Annotated in this window: 14 protein-coding genes; 11 read left to right on the top strand and 3 right to left on the bottom strand. The window is 45.1% G+C overall.

The window, feature by feature from the left end; genetic code table 11:
* The first annotated feature begins 55 nt into the window (after positions 1-55).
* From LZD49_RS34360 to LZD49_RS34310, 11 genes are all read left to right on the top strand, one after another.
* Positions 56-793: an ImuA family protein gene (locus LZD49_RS34360; protein WP_234673033.1), complete on the top strand. Its 738-nt coding sequence runs from the start codon at positions 56-58 to the stop codon at positions 791-793.
* 16 nt (positions 794-809) lie between these two features.
* A complete protein-coding gene (locus tag LZD49_RS34355) occupies positions 810-2309 on the top strand; it encodes a DNA polymerase Y family protein (RefSeq protein WP_234673031.1) in 1500 nt (499 codons plus the stop codon).
* Between the two features lie 16 nt (positions 2310-2325).
* Positions 2326-3201 carry a PHP domain-containing protein gene (locus LZD49_RS34350; protein ID WP_234673029.1) on the top strand — a complete coding sequence of 292 codons (876 nt, stop codon included), beginning with the start codon at positions 2326-2328 and terminating at the stop codon, positions 3199-3201.
* A gap of 9 nt (positions 3202-3210) precedes the next feature.
* Entirely contained in the window at positions 3211-5556 is a 2346-nt protein-coding gene (locus tag LZD49_RS34345; RefSeq protein WP_255721450.1) for an error-prone DNA polymerase, read from the top strand.
* A 2-nt stretch (positions 5557-5558) separates the two neighbouring features.
* Positions 5559-6035: a hypothetical protein gene (locus LZD49_RS34340; protein ID WP_234673025.1), complete on the top strand. Its 477-nt coding sequence runs from the start codon at positions 5559-5561 to the stop codon at positions 6033-6035.
* Between the two features lie 6 nt (positions 6036-6041).
* The gene (locus tag LZD49_RS34335) at positions 6042-6866 is read left to right on the top strand and encodes an SOS response-associated peptidase (RefSeq protein WP_234673023.1); all 825 of its coding nucleotides are present in this window, start codon (positions 6042-6044) and stop codon (positions 6864-6866) included.
* A gap of 190 nt (positions 6867-7056) precedes the next feature.
* Positions 7057-7974: a DUF4007 family protein gene (locus LZD49_RS34330; RefSeq protein ID WP_234673021.1), complete on the top strand. Its 918-nt coding sequence runs from the start codon at positions 7057-7059 to the stop codon at positions 7972-7974.
* The gene (locus LZD49_RS34325) at positions 7964-11167 is read left to right on the top strand and encodes a hypothetical protein (protein ID WP_234673019.1); all 3204 of its coding nucleotides are present in this window, start codon (positions 7964-7966) and stop codon (positions 11165-11167) included. Before LZD49_RS34330 ends, LZD49_RS34325 begins: the two co-directional genes overlap by 11 nt.
* Positions 11164-12273, top strand: a complete 1110-nt coding sequence (locus tag LZD49_RS34320; RefSeq protein WP_234673017.1) for a phosphoadenosine phosphosulfate reductase family protein — start codon at positions 11164-11166, stop codon at positions 12271-12273. The genes LZD49_RS34325 and LZD49_RS34320 overlap by 4 nt, the downstream gene beginning before the upstream one ends.
* A gap of 25 nt (positions 12274-12298) precedes the next feature.
* On the top strand, positions 12299-13417 hold the full coding sequence (locus LZD49_RS34315; RefSeq protein WP_234673015.1) for a DUF262 domain-containing protein: 1119 nt from the start codon (positions 12299-12301) through the stop codon (positions 13415-13417).
* A 24-nt stretch (positions 13418-13441) separates the two neighbouring features.
* Entirely contained in the window at positions 13442-14461 is a 1020-nt protein-coding gene (locus tag LZD49_RS34310; RefSeq protein ID WP_234673013.1) for a protein kinase family protein, read from the top strand.
* A gap of 5 nt (positions 14462-14466) precedes the next feature.
* On the opposite strand, the gene LZD49_RS34305 is transcribed toward LZD49_RS34310, so the two are convergent.
* The 3 genes from LZD49_RS34305 to LZD49_RS34295 form a co-directional block, all read right to left on the bottom strand.
* Positions 14467-15594: a cysteine desulfurase family protein gene (locus tag LZD49_RS34305; protein ID WP_234673011.1), complete on the bottom strand. Its 1128-nt coding sequence runs from the start codon at positions 15592-15594 to the stop codon at positions 14467-14469.
* Positions 15595-15648: 54 nt separating this feature from the next.
* Complete coding sequence (locus LZD49_RS34300; protein ID WP_234673009.1) at positions 15649-16260, bottom strand: recombinase family protein; 612 nt, start codon at positions 16258-16260, stop codon at positions 15649-15651.
* Positions 16261-16466: 206 nt separating this feature from the next.
* On the bottom strand, positions 16467-17944 hold a 1478-nt coding region (locus LZD49_RS34295; RefSeq protein ID WP_234673007.1), incomplete at its 5' end, for an IS1182 family transposase.

Here is a 17944-nt window from a genome sequence, read left to right as displayed (position 1 = left end):
ATTGAAATCACATCATTGATACTTATAATATCAAAGATAATAAAACAAATGAATTATGGAAACTGCATTGAAAAAAAGTGAGCTGGTTGCAAGGCTGCGAAGCGATATCCTCTCTTTGCAGGGTTTCCGTGCGCCAGCGTTGGGCGTTAAACACGACGACTTCGGCCTTGGGCCGGTCATGAAAGCTTTCCCGGAAGGGGTGTTCCCCCGGGTGGGCATGCACGAATTTGTAAGTAATAGCCCGGAGCAGACTGCGGCCACATCCGGCTTTATGGCCGCATTGGCCGGTAAGATGATGAAAGAGGACGGGCTGTGCGTCTGGGTGGGCCGTCACCGGAATGTTTACCCGTTCGCGTTAAGCCAATTCGGCGTAACGCCTGACCGGGTGATCTTCGTAGACCTGAAAAAAGACAAAGACCTGTTGTGGGCGATAGAGGAAGCGCTCAAATGCGATGCGCTCTCAGCTGTCATAGGCGAGATCAAGGAGCTCAACCTTACTGAATCCAGAAGGTTACAGCTCGCTGTCGAAGAAAGTAAGGTAACAGGACTTTTGCACAGGGTTTCGCCCCGCCTTTCGGGTCCCGTTGCCGCCGTTTGCCGGTGGCGGATCAGCCCGCTTCCGGGGGGGGCAGATCAGGTATTGCCTGGGATTGGTTTTCCACGCTGGCAGGTAACGATCGAGAAAGTACGCAGTGGCGAGCCAGGCAGCTGGCCTTTGGAGTTCCGTGATGGCAGCTTCGAGATGATCAGCCAGCCTGTGCTGGCAGAAGAGTACATATCAAAGGCCGGATAGAAAGCATTGTGAGAAGATGAAAAGATATGTGGCTATATGGTTCCGGCACCTTTTGGTGGACCGGGTTCTGCTCCGGCAGCCAGAGCTGGCTGAAAAGCCTTTCGTTCTGGCGGCCAAAGAGCGCGGGCGCATGCTGGTCAAAGCCGCCAGCCGCGACACGCAAAAACTGGGCATTGAGGCTGGAATGGTGCTGGCTGATGCGCGCGCGGTGCAGCCAGATTTGGAAGTACTCGACTATGATCCGCTACTGGCAGAAAAGCTGCTTTTGGCCTTGGCCGAATGGGCGATCCGCTACTCGCCGCTAGTGGCAGTGGACCTGCCTGATGGGCTGATCCTGGACGTGACCGGCTGCGCGCACCTGTGGGGAAGCGAAACCGCTTACCTGAAAGACATCGCCTCACGGCTCAAAGCCTCAGGCTATGATGTCCGGACTGCGATGGCTGATACGATCGGGGCGGCCTGGGCAGTGTCCCGCTACTCGCGCGCTTTCCCGATCATCGAGCCCGGCGAGCAGCTCGCAGCGCTCTTGCAGCTGCCGCCACACGCTTTGCGGCTGGAAGCGGCTGTCGTCGAGAAAATGCAGAAACTTGGCTTATATCAGATCAAGAGCTTTATCTACATGCCGCCTTCGGTGCTGCGTCGCAGGTTTGGCCAGGGCACGCTCGATCAAATCGGAAAAGCCCTGGGCAATTCTCAAGAGGCCTTTGAGCCGGTCTGCCCTATGGAGCCCTATCAGGAAAGGCTATCGAGTTTGGAGCCGATCCGGACGGCAACCGGTATCGAGATCGCCATACAGAAGCTGCTTGAAATGCTATGCGCGCGCCTGGTCAAAGATGGCAAGGGGGCTAGGCAGGCCATTTTGCGTTGCTACCGGATTGATGGGGAGATCCAGCAAGTTGCAATCGGTACCAGCGGGCCCTCATGCAGCGCCTCGCATATGTTTAAGCTCTTCGAGCTAAAAATTGCCAGCATCGAGCCCGCCCTGGGCATTGAGCTCTTTGTCATGGAAGCGCCAGTCATCGAGCCTTCAGGCAACGCCCAGGAAACGCTCTGGGATTTAAGCAGTGCCAACAAGATGACAGCCATCGCGGAGCTGCTTGACCGGCTGAGCGCGCGAGCTGGCTCCGATGTCATCCACCGCTACCTTCCCGCCGAGCACCACTGGCCGGAGCGGGCCATTACAGAAGCGGTGTCTTTGACTGATCAGTCGCAGACCGACTGGCGGACCGACCAGCACCGGCCGGTGCAGCTATTGGCCGAGCCAGAGCGGATCATCGTCTCTGCACCCGTTCCGGATTACCCGCCGATGCTTTTCCGCTACAAGGGCGACATCCACCGGATCAAGAAAGCAGACGGGCCAAGCCGCATCGAACAGGAATGGTGGATATCTGACGGGCTACACCGCGACTACTACGCAGTAGAAGACGAGCAAGGAGGCCGCTACTGGATCTTCCGCCTTGGCCATTATGGAGAAGAGACTAACCCAGAGTGGTTCATCCACGGCTTTTTCGCATAAAAACCCTCTTAATGCCATGCAGTACACCGAATTACAGGTAACGACCAATTTCAGCTTTCTCCGGGGCGCTTCACATCCCGAAGAGCTCGTAGACCAGGCCATCCACTATGGTTACAAGAAAATAGCGATCACTGACCGCAACACGCTGGCAGGGATCGTGCGCGCACATTCGGCCGCACGCGGTAAGGGCTTTGAGATCATCCCGGCCGCAAGGCTCGATCTGATCGATGGGCCAAGCCTTCTAGCCTACCCTACTGATAAAGCCGCTTATGCGCGCCTTTCGGCGCTTCTGTCGCTGGGCAACCGAAGGACCGAAAAAGGGAAATGCGATTTGTACCGGCGCGATGTATACGGGGCAGCCGAAGGGATCAAGTTCATCGCTGTCGCGCCCTTGACGCTGAATGCCTCCTTTGACTTTGAGCCGGGCTTTGAAAGGGCGCTGCGGGAGTACCGGTCGGAGCTCGGCAGCGAGCTTTATCTTTCGGCTACCCGCTCGTATGTGGAAAGCGATGTCAAAAAGTTTTTCCGCCTCTCTGAAATCTCAAAGCGGCTGGATATCCCGCTGGTCGCCACCAACGATGTGCATTACCATCACCCTGAGCGCCGTCAGCTGCAAGACATCGTTACCTGCGTGCGTGAGAAATGCACGATTTATAATGCCGGCTTCCGGCTGCACCAAAACGCGGAGCGCCATTTGAAAGACCAGGGCGAGATGCTGCGGATCTTTCGCGGGTATCCGGATGCCATTGCCCGCACACAGGAGATCGCCGAAGCCTGCACCTTCTCGCTGGATACCCTTAAATACGTCTACCCCGAAGAGATTACCGGTGGCGACCGGTCCCCGCAGCAGGAGCTGACTTACCTGGCCTGGAAAGGGGCCAAAGATTTTTAAGGGGAGCCCCTGCCAGAGAAGGTAGTGACTGCGATTGAGCATGAGCTCAAATTTGTGGCCGAGATGGATTATGCCGCTTACTTTCTGACGGTGTACGATATTGTCCGCTTTGCGCGTGAGCGCGGCATCCTGTGCCAGGGGCGCGGCTCAGCGGCCAATTCGACGGTCTGTTTCTGTCTTGGGATTACCAGCGTGGATCCTACCAAGTTTGATCTCTTGTTTGAGCGCTTTATCTCGTCAGCCAGAAACGAGCCGCCAGATATCGACGTGGACTTTGAGCACGAGCGGCGAGAAGAAGTCATCCAGTACATCTACCAGAAGTATGGCCGTGACCGCTCGGCAATCGTAGCCACTGTCACCCAGCTGCATCAGAAAGGCGCTGTGCGCGATGTAGCCAAAGCGATGGGAATGTCTGTCGATGCAATCAACAAGCTGTCCAGCTCGATCTGGGAGTTTACCGACGAATGGTTTGAAGGAAAGCGCATTTCAGACCAGGGCTTTAACGCCAATGACCCGCACCTTTTAAAAGTGCTGGATCTGACCCGCCAGTTCATGGGCTTTCCGCGCCAACTGGGCCAGCATACCGGCGGGTTTGTGATCACGCAAGGCAAGATCACAGACCTGTGCCCGATCATTAACGCGAGAATGGAAGACCGGACCAATATCGAATGGAACAAAGACGATATCGATACGCTGGGCTTTCTGAAAATCGATGTGCTTGCCTTGGGCATGCTAACATGCATCCGCAAAGGCTTTGACCTTTTAAAAGACCATTACGGTAAAACCTACACGCTGGCCACAGTGCCGCAGGATGACCCTGCCGTCTATGAGATGATCTCGCATGCTGATACGATCGGGGTTTTCCAGATCGAAAGCCGGGCCCAGCAGTCGATGCTGCCCAGGCTCAGGCCGGAGAACTTTTATGACTTGGTGATTGAAGTGGCCATCGTCCGTCCCGGCCCGATCCAGGGGGATATGGTGCACCCGTATTTGAGGCGTCGAAACGGGGAAGAGCCCGTCGAATACCCTTCCAAGGAGCTGGAAGATATTTTAGGCCGGACGCTGGGCGTGCCCCTGTTCCAGGACCAGGCCATGAAGATCGCGATCGTTGCAGCTGGCTTCACCCCTGCCGAAGCAGATAAGCTCCGCCGAAGTATGGCGACCTTCAAGCTCAGCGGGCTTGTCACCCAGTTTGAGAAGAAATTGATTGACGGCATGACCGGACGTGGCTATACGGAAGAGTATGCACGGCGGATCTTCAAGCAGCTCGAAGGTTTTGGTAGCTACGGGTTCCCTGAAAGCCATGCGGCGAGCTTCGCGCTTTTAGTCTATGTATCCAGCTGGATGAAATGCTATTACCCTGATGTGTTCGCGACAGCGCTTTTGAACTCCCAGCCGATGGGCTTCTACCAGCCTTCCCAGATTGTGATCGATGCCCAAAAGCATGGGGTGAAGGTCCGGCCGGTGGATGTGAACATTTCCAAGTGGGATAACACTTTGGAAGAACCAGAAGGGAAATATAGGGCCGTCAGGCTCGGCTTCCGTCAGGTCAAAGGCCTCTCTGAGCAGGATGTTGCGGCTTTGATCGCTGGTCGGACCGAGCCTTACACAGCTATCCACTTCATGCGCGATGTGGGTGTCTCCCAAGGGGCGCTAGAAAGGCTCGCGGACGCGGACGCTTTCCGATCGATGGGAATGGACAGACGGAAGGCCATGTGGGAAGCATCTGCCCTTTCCGACCGGCCAATGGGCGCTTTCAAAGGCCAGCAATCGGCCAGCGAGTTCGAGGCCCCAGTCGAGCTGCCCAAGCTCTCGCTTTCAGAGCACGTCGTCCAGGATTATATGTCAACCTCGCTTTCGTTGAAAGCGCACCCGGTTTCATTCGTGCGTGGTGAGCTTGCCGCCAAACGGGCAGTCCCGACAGCCGATCTTTCCAAGTTCCGGGATGGGAACTTTGTCCGGGTGGCGGGCCTTGTGCTCGTGCGCCAGCGGCCAGGCACTGCCGGTGGGGTTTGCTTTATCACCATCGAGGACGAATCGGGTGTGGCCAACCTGGTAGTATTTCAGAGCCTTTTTGAGAAATTCAGAAAGGAGATCCTGCGCTCTCGGCTTTTGATGGTGGAAGGAAAGCTACAAATCGAAGGGGAAGTGATCCATGTGGTCGTCCGGCGCTGCTATGATATGTCGTCATTGCTTCGTCAGCTCAACCAGAAGGATGAAGATCCTGATGTAATGACGCTCTCGCGCGCTGATGAAAAAGATGAATATGTCTCCCAGTCAGTTAACCGTAAAACCCAGGTTAGAAAGAAGCCCGTGCAATTGGAAATCTTTCCTTCCGGCCGTAACTTCCATTAACGATGGTAGCAGCTTATAACCCTTTCGAAATCCTGAACCTGCCCATGATCCGGCGCATCACCCAGCATGGCAACCACTTCATTGTCCTGCAGCGCTTCAACTGGCCGGGGATCAAAGAAGGTCATGGCTTTATGGCAACCCCCTACAAAGATGAAAAACCAGGGAAAGCGCATGCGGTCCAGCTCGCTGAAAAGGAAGGAAAACTGCTGAGCCTCTCCGCTGATATCGAAAAGATCACGGCCCTGATCAATGACCCCAAATACAGCCTATTCCTTTGCACCTTCCGGGAAGAATCATGGAGCAAGAAAATGATTAAATTGTACCAACGAAATATGATATCTTACATCAAAGCCCACATGCCGATCAGCTCCAACGATGCGATCGTCATTCACCTGGATCTCAAATTCGGAAGGCTGAAAGCAACTGTGACGGCAAACGGGCCCGAGCACGAGTTTGACGCCTATGAAATGATAAAATAAGCACCCATGATTTCATTCCTGTTCCGGCGTCAACTTTGTTACGATATATCCCTTCACAGCGATATTGAGCTGACCAAAGAGATCTTTCCCAAGGTTAAAGACCAGCGCGTCAGCCTGATCCCGCCAGGCGGCGACCATGTGCTTTCCTTTGGCTTCCCTGAATACCCGATCATCTCGCGGCAAGGTAGCGAGTTGATCCTTTCAGAAATGGAATGGTCGGTGGATCCTGTCTACGAGAAAGACCCAGTCGAGCGCAAGAAAAAACGCATCCGGATGGCCGATATGCGCTCAGAGCGCGTCTTAGAGGACAAGCGATCATTTTGGTATAAGCTTCGCACGAACCGCTGTCTTATCCCCGTATCCGGCACCTATGAGCATCGGGCAATCCAGGGATGGGCCCAGAAAGTCCCCTACTACATCTGGCCAAAAGACCGTAAAATCCAGTTCCTGCCCGGGCTTTATCAACTGTTTGAATCCATCGGACCAGCTGGTGAAAAGATACAAATCGGCAGCTTTGGGATGCTCACCCGGTCGGCGAACGAGCTGATGGCGAGTATCCACAACGACGGAGAGTTCCGTCACCGGATGCCGCTGTTTTTGACGCCAGAATTAGAGCAGTTCTGGGTTTCAGAGGATTTCTCCGAAGATGACATGCAGGCCGTTTTTGACTACTGCTTGCCTTCTGAGCTGCTGGATGCTCATACCGTTTTCAGCGTCAGAGGAAAGAAGCCAAGGCCGGATGGAAAACCCAAGTTTGAATTCTGGAAATATGAGAATTTGCAACCACTGGGAAATGATCATTCAACCACATCACACCTTAACTTATTCTAAGACAACAAATACGAACTTAGTAACAAGCAAATCCAAGCAATAACACCCACTACCAGCAAAGACAAAAAGAAATACGATTTCCTTGCGCGACATGAAAAACAGCGAAAGCACCGAACACCAAATACCGGTATTCGGCAGAAATTCGCGTATTTTACAGCGAGGCACTATTACCGAGCCAAAGTCACAAATTATGGAATTAGCTGAAGGTCAATACACTAAACTTACATTTTCAGGGCACGAAACCTTCCAATGCCGAAATTTATGGCTTAAAAAAGGCTATGATTTTCTCAAAAGAGGCTGCTCCTTTAACGATGCAACCGCGGTCGTAGAACTCGGCGTCGGGAAAAACATGGTAGCTTCAATAGCATACTGGATGAAAGCATTTGACCTACTCGACAAAAACAGTGCACTAACTGAGTTTGGAACATACCTTCTTGACAGCGATATAGGAAGGGATCCCTTCCTTGAAGACGAAATGTCCTTGTGGTTACTACATTATCATCTCATTAAGAAGAACTTTGCTACGACCTTTCACCTTATTTTCAATGAAATGAGGCAGGAAAGACCCGAGTTCAAAAAAGAACACTTCTTAGCATATGTTCAAATGAAAGCAACCCAACTACAAATCGCATCCACCATAAATATAAATACGTTATCCAACGATTTCGATATCTTCGTAAAGACATACAAAACTCCAAATAAAAATGAAAAGGACCCTGAAGAAGCATTCACGTCATTGTTAACAGATCTACACCTTTTGAAATCCGAGACAAGGCGGAGCGACGATGGATTCCAGTCAACAATATACCATATAAACCACCCCCACGACGCGAATATCTCAGATGAACTTCTACTGTATAGTATCGTAGATAATGAAACATTTAAAGATTCAATTAGCCTTAGATCAATTGCGCAAGAAACTAATAGCCCTGGAAACATATTCGCAATAAATCAACAAGAACTATCAAAACGGCTATCAAAAATATCCAGAAATGATAAACTAAAAATATTCGAGCTGTCATATTCAGAAAACGCAGGAATAGCAGAGTTACAAATTAAAAATAAACCAAATAAATTTACAATACTTGACATCTACTATGGCTTTTAAGTTCACACCATCTACAAACATTGTTAGGGACAGTGAAAGAGAGCTAAACTACATCACAACGCCTAATGCAAACCGAATAACGGAACAGCTAGCCAGCGACATTAATACAGGAATTCACGCATTCAATATTATTGGAACCTACGGCTCAGGAAAGTCATCATACCTAGCAGCTTTTCAACAATCTGTAACCGGAAAAAAACCTTACTTCGACGTAGATATATTTCGCGGACAAGAAATATCTTGCCTTAATATTGTAGGAGAATATAAGTCGCTCAAAGACGCACTTGTGGACCAATTGGATCAAGAAACTGTCTATGAAAAAAACGAAGATATCTTCAAATCCATTACGAGCAAAAGAAGCTTCGGGGATGCACAGGTAATATTAATAGACGAGTTTGGAAAATTTATCGAATATGCATGCAAAAACAATCCAGACCAAGAACTATATTTCATACAAGAATTTGTAGAGTTTATAAATCATCCGAAAAATAATATCCTTCTAATCACCGCTGTTCATCAAAATTTTGATGCCTATTCAACCGAACTGAGCCAAAAACAGCGGCAGGATTGGAATAAAGTAAGAGGTCGGTTCAAAGAGATATTATTTAATGAACCTATCGAGCAACTACTCTATATCGCCTCAGAACTCATCAATAGTCAATTTGAGAAAGCCGATGAAGATGACGTTAAAAATTTAATATCCCTATATAGGCGGACAAATCCATTTGATTTTAACCTAGAATACATTACCCAGATAGCTGAGAAATTGTATCCACTGGACGTTTTCTCGTCAACGGCGCTTACAATTTGTTTACAACGCTACGGACAAAACGAACGCTCACTTTTTTACTTTCTAGAAGCCAATGACAGTACCGCCCTGAAACTTCATATAGGAAGTGGCAACGGCTTCTATGGCTTATCCGAAGTATATGATTACTTGTATCACAATTTCTACTCTTTTATCAACTCAAAATACAACCCCGATTATAGTATTTGGGCGTCGATTAAAAATTGTCTCTCAAGGATAGAAACTACGTTTATTGACAAGATCGATGAATATCAAAAAATAGTGAAAACTATTGGAATTCTAGCGATTACCGGTAAGCAAGGGAGTAAACTTGACAAAGATTTTTTAAACAAATATTCAAAAATTTCATTAGGAATATCAGATGGAATATCACTAGTAAACGAGTTAGAAAAGAATAAGATCATATATTTTCGAACTTATTCTAACCGTTATGTTATTTTTGAAGGAACGGATTTGGATCTCCATGCGGCGTTAGTTGATGCGGAAGCGAAGATAGACAAAGCAATAGACGTTAGCCAAAAGTTGATATCAAATGTGAATGTACCGTACGTGATAGCTAAAGAAGTTACCTACATAACAGGTACACCACGTATGTTTGAATATGTGATATCTGAAAAAGTGCTTACAAAAGAGCCCAGTGGCGAAATCGACGGATACGTTAATCTACTTTTTGAGGCTGACCTAAGTACCGAACAGCTATTAGAAAAATCTAGAACGGTGCGAGATGCAATAATTTACGGTCAATTTCACAACTCCACGGAAATTAAATCGATGTTGCTTGAAATTGAAAAAATGAAGATCATTATTGAAGAAAATAGTGAGGATAAATATATTGCAAGAGAGCTAAAAACAAATATTGAGTACCACCAAGATTTACTAACCAAGTACGTGTCGGAAAGCTATAAATTACCTTCATCTCATATTTCATGGATTTACAATGGAAAAATCTACGAAGTATCGTCGAAAAGGCAATTTAATCAGATGTTATCCAAAGTGTGCCAAGAAGTCTATAAAAGTACGCCAGTTTTTGTCAACGAATTAGTAAACAAACACAAATTATCAAGTTCCATTTATTCAGCTAAAAAAAGCTATTTTCGTTCACTTGTTAAAGATTGGAATAGTCCGCTACTGGGCTTTCCGGCAGATAAGTTTCCGCCGGAGAAAACTATCTATTTGGCATTGAAGCTACGAAGTGGCATTGATAAAGCATTAATTGACGGTCGAAACTGGAGAGATCTGCCTGAGAAATCATCGTTTGATGCAGTTTGGGAAGCGTCCGACCTATTTCTGGAAAGGTCAAAAGTGACGAAGCAAAATGTTTCCGCTCTATTTGACACTTTGGCGCATAGTCCATTTAAACTAAAACAGGGCCTTATTGACTTCTGGATTCCAACGTATCTATTCACTAGGCGGGATGACTTTGCCCTATTTAGCCGGGGTACATATATTCCCTACCTCACTGACGACAGTCTTGAATTAATATCGAAATATCCGAAAGACTTTGAAATTAAAGCCTTTGATATAAACGGGATAAAACTTGATCTATTTAATAAGTATCGAAATATAATAAATCAGCAAGAGCGAGATAAGGTCACAACTACGCTATTTATTGAAACTATTCGGCCATTTCTGACATTCTATCGAGAACTACCAGAATATAGTAAGCTGACTAAAAGATTAACAAAACAAGCCATTGCTGTTAGAACAGCCATTTCCTTGTCGACGGATCCTGAAAGAACTTTCTTTGAGGACCTACCCAGGGCTCTCGGCTTCACGCTAGATGGGATACAGTCTTCCACGAATGAGCTAAATGGATTCATTGACTCTCTCCAAGAATCAATAAAGGAGCTCCGGACAAGCTACGACAGTTTAATTCAGCGCTTCGAACAGTTCATAGAAAAAGACATCAACTCAATATCGGGTTCGTCCACATCTTATAAGCAAGCCTTGCAATCGAGATTTTCAAACCTAAACAGAAGCCTACTGGTTAACCATCAGCAGATTTTCATCCAACGGCTCTACTCAAGTCTTGAAGATCGAACTGCTTGGTTAAGCTCACTCGCCCAAACATTAGTGGGGAAACAATTGTCAAAATTCAGCGACCATGACGAATTGACCCTGTATAATAAATTTAAGGACATTGTACACAGTCTTGATTCTCTAACGACAATCTCATCCAGCGACATAGATCAAGAAAATGAGGTAGTGTATGATCTACAAATCAACAGTTTCTTGGACGGAAATAATAAAAAATTGATTAGATTCCCGAAATCTAAACAGTCTGAAGTCGAACTGACTACCGAAACCCTCCGTCAAACTCTCGGAAGTGACAAAACAGTGAATATTGCTGCTTTAACGCTTCTGCTTAAACAATTAATGGAATGAAGAAGAAAGTAAGACACCTACTTGGCATTTCTGGGGGCAAAGATAGCGCAGCCCTTGCAATCTACATGCGGAACAACTACCCAGACTTAGACATTGAATATTATACCTCAGACACCGGCAAAGAGCTAGATGAAACATACCGCTTGATCGAAGATTTAGAAATTTACTTAGGTAAAAAAATTATAAGACTTTCCGCAGCAAGCAATAGCCACGAAACACCATTCGACCATTTCCTTAAGATGTATGGAGGATTCTTACCCTCCTCACAAGCTCGTTGGTGTACCAACAAATTAAAATTAGAACCATTTGAACGTTTCGTAGGTGATGACCTGGTTATTTCATACGTTGGAATAAGAGGAGATGAAAACCGTGAAGGATATATCTCGAAAAAATCGAATATTCAATCGATATTCCCATTTCGGAGAAATATTTGGAGCGAAGATGTCACTATGAAGGCGTTCGGGAACCAAAACATTTCGCTACTTGAAGAAATCTTCATGAGCCTTAATCTTGAGAATATCGAAGAGCAACTTATCGAAATAGTAAGAAAACCCGTGTCACCTCGATATACCCTAGACACAAAAGTGTCACAACTACTTGAATCAAGCATAAAAGGAACGAATGAACTAATATATGGATATTTGAAGACCACTGACTACCCACTAGCCGGAGACACGTCTTTCCCTTTACTCAACAATGAAGATAATCTCGATAGAGAAAACATTTTCCAAATACTTGAAGACTCTGGAATCGGAATCCCAAAATATTACAAAGAACTTGAATTCAATACGGCAACAAAAAATGGTAAATATGCGAGAAGCCGCTCTGGCTGCTTCTTCTGCTTCTATCAACAAAAGATCGAATGGGTTTGGCTGCTAGAACAACATCCTGAACTCTATGGACAAGCTATGCAATATGAGAAAGACGGGTATACATGGATGCAGGACGAATCATTGGAACAGCTGCGAGAACCGGAACGAGTGGAGAAAATTAAACAAGATTATCTCAAAAAATTAGAGCGAAGCAGGGAGAAAACAGGGTCATCATTACTTGTAGACATTCTAGCCGAAAGCGAAGGTGAAGGATGTGCAAGTTGCTTCATATAACATAAGTCATATAATAAAAACATAGATGGAATATAATATTGTAGAATATACAATCAAGACCCTATACGATCTGGTAAAAAATGAAAAGATCGATTTGAATCCCTCATATCAAAGAAATTTCATATGGTCTCCCATAAACCAGCGGGAGCTCATAGATACAATTTTACGAGGATATCCTCTACCAGCACTCTTTCTTTACCAGAAAGATGACAAAAGGTACGAAATGGTCGATGGCCAACAACGTACAAAAACAATTTTCCGATTCATTACAGGAGCAATTACTGCATCTAAAAAATTTGGAAATGCGTCATTTAAAGGCATAAATCAAGAATCGTTTCTTAACTACAAAATACCTGTCATCGAAATAAAGAATCTCTCCGCGGATGACTCATTAAAGGAATTTTACGTCCTCATTAACAAGAAAGGGGTGCATGTTAACACAGCGGAATCCAACAAGTCGGAATACCATGATACTAATTTCCTTAAATTAGCGAATGAAGTATTAACATATCAAAATCTTATCGACCTAAATCTCTTTACTGAAACAGCCACAAAAAGGATGAATGACCGGGCATTCATCGAAGAACTTCTTGGATACCTTATTATCGGTGTTTCGAAAGATAAACGACGCGTCGTGGCTGATTTGTTTGAGTCGGACATATCTGAACAAGAATATGAAGTTGCATGTTCATTATTTAAGGCCGTAATCGACAAGATTCAAAAATGCAATGAATATTACCCGATAGCAAAGACAAGGTATAAGCAAAAAAACGACTTCTATACACTATTCTGCTTTCTTCACGAATCAGATGACTCCTTTGATGTCAATTTGTACCAATATAAAATACTCCTTGTTCTGGACGGAAATGATCAAGAAAACAGGCAAATGATTCGGCCGTCCAATGAAGAATGTGAAGCCTTGAAAGCCTACGCAATAAATTGTGTGACTCAGTCAAATTCTAAAAGTGCAAGGGAAAGTCGGCTACGATTCTTTAAATCTATGCTCGAAAACATAAATCTTGACGAGAATGATGACTTAAATGATGTACTAAATTATCTTGTGGAAGTTTTCGGTCAAGATAAGGTGGAAGTGAAGGAAGTAGGTCCGTATATCCTCTTAAATGTTGATCCATTAATTTCTTGACCCTCTGCTCAAATGACATATGACTTGAAGTTTAACTTTCCAGATAATGCAACATTCCTAAACGGGGTGCTCAAAAATTTTGGCCAAAAATATCCTGTTGATATTGATACACTTAAGCCGCAAGAAAATCTTATTGAAATTGACAAGCTAAGTTATTTCTATACTTATCTCGGAGCATCATCGGGTAACAAGGGAGGAAACTCTATTGTTTTGCGTTTATTTGAAAGTCAATCAATTGATACTGACGACCCTGATTATTCAGAACCAGATAAAATCTTGAAAATTTCAAAATATCCGATTCAGAAATTCGGAAGCAATAGGCCAGAAAAGAGGTTCAAAAAAGAAATTGAATCTCTGTTCAATTGCAAAAGAAATAGTTTTCAAAATGTAATAGACATATTTCAATTTGGAATCTGCCGAGTTCGAAATGTGAAAGATCGAAGTCGTTTCGACGACCATTTATTTTACACAATGGAGTTCGCGCAAAATGACCTCAAAAGTTATATTGAGCAAAACCACGTAAACATGGGCACGGAAGAGAAATTAGGCCTTTGTCTAAGCCTCAGTGAAGGACTAAAGGAGCTTAACTCGTTAGGTTACTATCATAGAGACATAAAACCTGATAACATTTTTATGATTGGTGATCGATGGAAAATTGGTGACCTAGGCCTGATAAACGAGAGGAATACTACCGACCAATTAGATAGCATGGCTGATTTTATTGGCCCGAAAGGTTGGATATCTCCAGAAGCAATGAACAAGTATTTGTGTGAGGGAAAGGGATATGATTTCAGACATAATTTCGAAATTGATCACCAATCTGACATTTTCCAATTAGGAAAAGTTTTTTGGTATATCTTTCAACATAATGCCCCGATCGGGTCAATCTCTGAGAGTGATTTTCTCATTAAGAATAGTAGTATCTACAGCCTTATTAGAACGATGCTTAATTATTCTAAAACGAAGCGATTCAAGCACATAAATGAGGTAATTACACTTTTAAAAAAATGTGAAGAAAAGAATTTAAGGCAATTAGTTGCCTAATAAAATTATAAACAGTTGATAAATCGCTTAATTTCCTGGTCGGTATTCCACTTACCTAAAGAAACGCGCAAGCTACTCCATGCCTCTTCGTTTGTCAATCCCATAGCGGTAAGGACATGTGAAGGTTGAATCAACTGCGACGTACAAGCTGAACCATTGCTCACGGCAAGATTGGAGTGCTTCGCTATAAAGATGTTTGCGTCCAGGTCTTTTTTACAAAAGTTAACAGTATTATACAGGCGATTTGCGGCAGCACCGTTAATTTTAACGCCAGGCAATCTTAGTAATTCGCTCTCCAGCAGGTACGTTAGCCGCGAGATGTTCCTTTCGTTTGTTGTCATCTCGGCATTTGCTATTCCGCACGCCGCACCAAATCCTACGATATTAGGAACATTTAAAGTTCCACTTCTCAGACCATGCTCGTGCCCACCTCCGTCAATAATACTCTGTATTTTACCTCTTTTTCCGATGTCGTGCGAAACATAAACCGCACCAATCCCCTTGGGTCCATACATCTTATGGGCAGAAAAAATCGTAATGTCAGCAAATTCTCGAACGTCCAACTCCATTTTCCCTACACCCTGAGTTGCGTCACAAATCGTGTATATACCGTTTGCTCTTCCAATTTCGTATATTTTCTTCACGTCGCTAATAACGCCAGTTTCATTGTTAACCCACATAAAACATAGAGCGAGTGTTTCAGGACGCAAAGAGGCTACAAGCTCACCTAAATCGATCTCACCATTTCGATTGACATTCAAATAAGTCACGCTATATCCGATTTTCTCGAGGTATTTGCATGTATCAATTACCGCACTATGCTCAGTTATACTTGTTACAATATGTGTTTTGCCTTGGCTCGCGAATGCCAGTCCTTTGAGAGCAAAATTTATTCCTTCCGTAGCTCCCGACGTGAAGACAATTTCATCAACGTTTGCATTTATTAAACCTGCAACCTGCTGTCTTGCAGCTTCTACTGCTTTTTTGACTTGCAACCCAGAGTTATGGCTACTTGCGGGATTTGCATACATTTCAGAAAAAAACGGCATCATCTCTGAAAACACGCTCGGATCTACTCGTGTCGTTGCATTATTATCAAAATAAATAAAATCCGAAACGTTATTTTGCGCCATCGTATCAAGCTGTTTATTCGGCAATTTCCTAAAATATTTAATATTCCCGCAGACTTAATCCCTTAGCTCTTGCTCTATTCTGTCCCACCCTTCGATTTTTATTCCTTCATGTCGAAGATATTTATACAACGTAGCCTTACTTCCTATTTTCAACTGATCGCATATTTGCTTTGTCGTATACTTCTTACTCTGATACAACGTGGCTGCTAGACCGGCTAGTTCCTTTGATTTTTTAGTCAGCCCCTTTGGTCTTCCTCCTACCCTGCCTCTAGCACGCGCCGCCTCGATTCCAGCTACAGTACGCTCCATCAATATTTCCCTTTCATTTTCGGCAAAAACAGAACTGAGCATGTACCATAGTCTTCCCATTTTTGTGGAAGTGTCAATGCCTTCTGAAATACTTCGGAAGTCAACTCCCAGTTCCTTCCATTCTACCATCAGTTTGATTAGCTCATAGGTGGCCCGGCCCAGTCGGTCAATTCTCCAAACTACAATGACGTCTCCTTTCCGCAACTCCGAAACCATCTTTGCATACTCGGGCCTTTCCGTTGAAGCACCCGACACCTTCTCATGAAAAATCTTCTCGCAGCCAGCCTTTCTAAGTGCATCAAATTGCAAGTCCTGGTTCTGCTCACTTTTCGATACCCGTATGTAGCCGAAAATCATCTAATGTTACATTTTAACCCCTATGCAAGCAATATACTGTAATTAGAATTCATGTACCACTAATATGTACTGCCAAACCGCATATTTGGGCAGGGAAGTAAGCGGGTGGCGACCTGTTGGCAGAGTACAGAAAAACGACCGTGGCTGTTGCGGAACTGGCAGGAGATTTCTAGGTGAGTGAATTTCAACATGTAATTTCCGGGAATTTACGAAGTCAACTCAAAGCGATCCAAAGGCGTCAAGAATATAGCATTAGAGTAATCTATGACCTCTTTTGCGGCATCGTGCACCAGTTTCCTATTAAATGTTTTGAGGTACTTTTTAAGGTTGAAGCATATGTCTGACATCAGCATCACCTTGTGGGCCGCGATCTTTCCTATGACGTTGATTTTACTTAATCCGTAGTGATGGACCAGGCTTCCAAAGACCGGCTCTATTGTACTCTGTCGCAATCGTTTCATTTGTTTGCCTTGCCTGGTGTGTTGCCTTTCATGAGCTCTATGGTAATAGTCCTCATAAGTTGTCGTGAATATTCTTTTAAATAGGGACTTGGGGGTACAGGAATCTTTGAGAATGCAGGGAATGCAATCCTTTTTAGATGCTCGGTAATTCTTTATGGGCTGTCCATCGGAAGTCCGGTCAAAGCCTTTAAATAGAATTCTCTTATTCATGGTGCAAATGAAGACATCTTCTTTCCTGTTGTAGGTAACCCATTCCCTTTCCGGTTTATACTTGCCAAAAACAGGTATCCATGGTGTGATATTCCGTAATTCTAAGAATTCGTAATTGTAACCGTTGGAATAACCACCATCTGCTAGCAGCTCTGTAATTCGCAGTTCATTCTCCTTTAGTCGGCTTTCGACCTTTTCAGTCATCGCTAGCAAATACTGACTATCTCTTCCATCTGCAAAGTCTGCCTGTATATGGCTGATTACCCCCTGGCCTGTATCGACTACCATACTGCAATGATAGTTGAGCTTTCTTGCTTTGCCAGGCTTTACCGAAATACGTGCATCTGGGTCGTGGGGGTTGTAATGTGTCTTATTACTAAACAGCTGTGCTTTTTCGTGAGAAGCGCCGCTGGCACGAACGGGGTTTTCGCGAAGTTTTTCCTGGTGAGATTTCATGCGCCTGAGATGATGCGGGCGAGCAGTTATCAACCCGACCGACGAAGTTAGGGTAGTGACTGTTTGTTGTTGATTTTCAGCAATCACATTCTCAAAGTGGCTCTTGACAGATTGAAATGGCCTTTTTAACTCAAGACTTTCCATTGATGCATTAGCTTTGATTGGTGCGGAATCCAGGGCCTGAGTATGTCCACTGGCCATTCCTTTGTTAACACACATAGCGAAAACCTTGTCGAATAGACTTTCAAAAACAGTGGCTGGATACAGTTGCCTGGTCCTACTGATAGTCGAATGCCAGGGCAGCTGCTCATCAATATCATAGCCTAAAAAGTAAAGAATGTCCATTCGCATCGAGCAGTGCTCTACCAGACGCCGATCTGAAGTGATGTTCTCCAAATAACCGGTCAGCATTAACTTAAAGAACACAACGGGATCGATCGATGGGTTGCCTGTTTTGCCATGAAGGTTGCTGGTGTCTCGGTATAAAAACTGCATGTCGAGTGTTTCACCGAGCCTACGATAAAAGTTCTCCTTCGGAATACGATCTGAAAGTTGGA

The organism is Dyadobacter sp. CY261, from assembly GCF_021440085.1.
GTDB lineage: Bacteria > Bacteroidota > Bacteroidia > Cytophagales > Spirosomataceae > Dyadobacter.
Note: the sequence above shows the minus strand (reverse complement) of the source record. Positions and strands in the feature narration are given on the sequence as shown.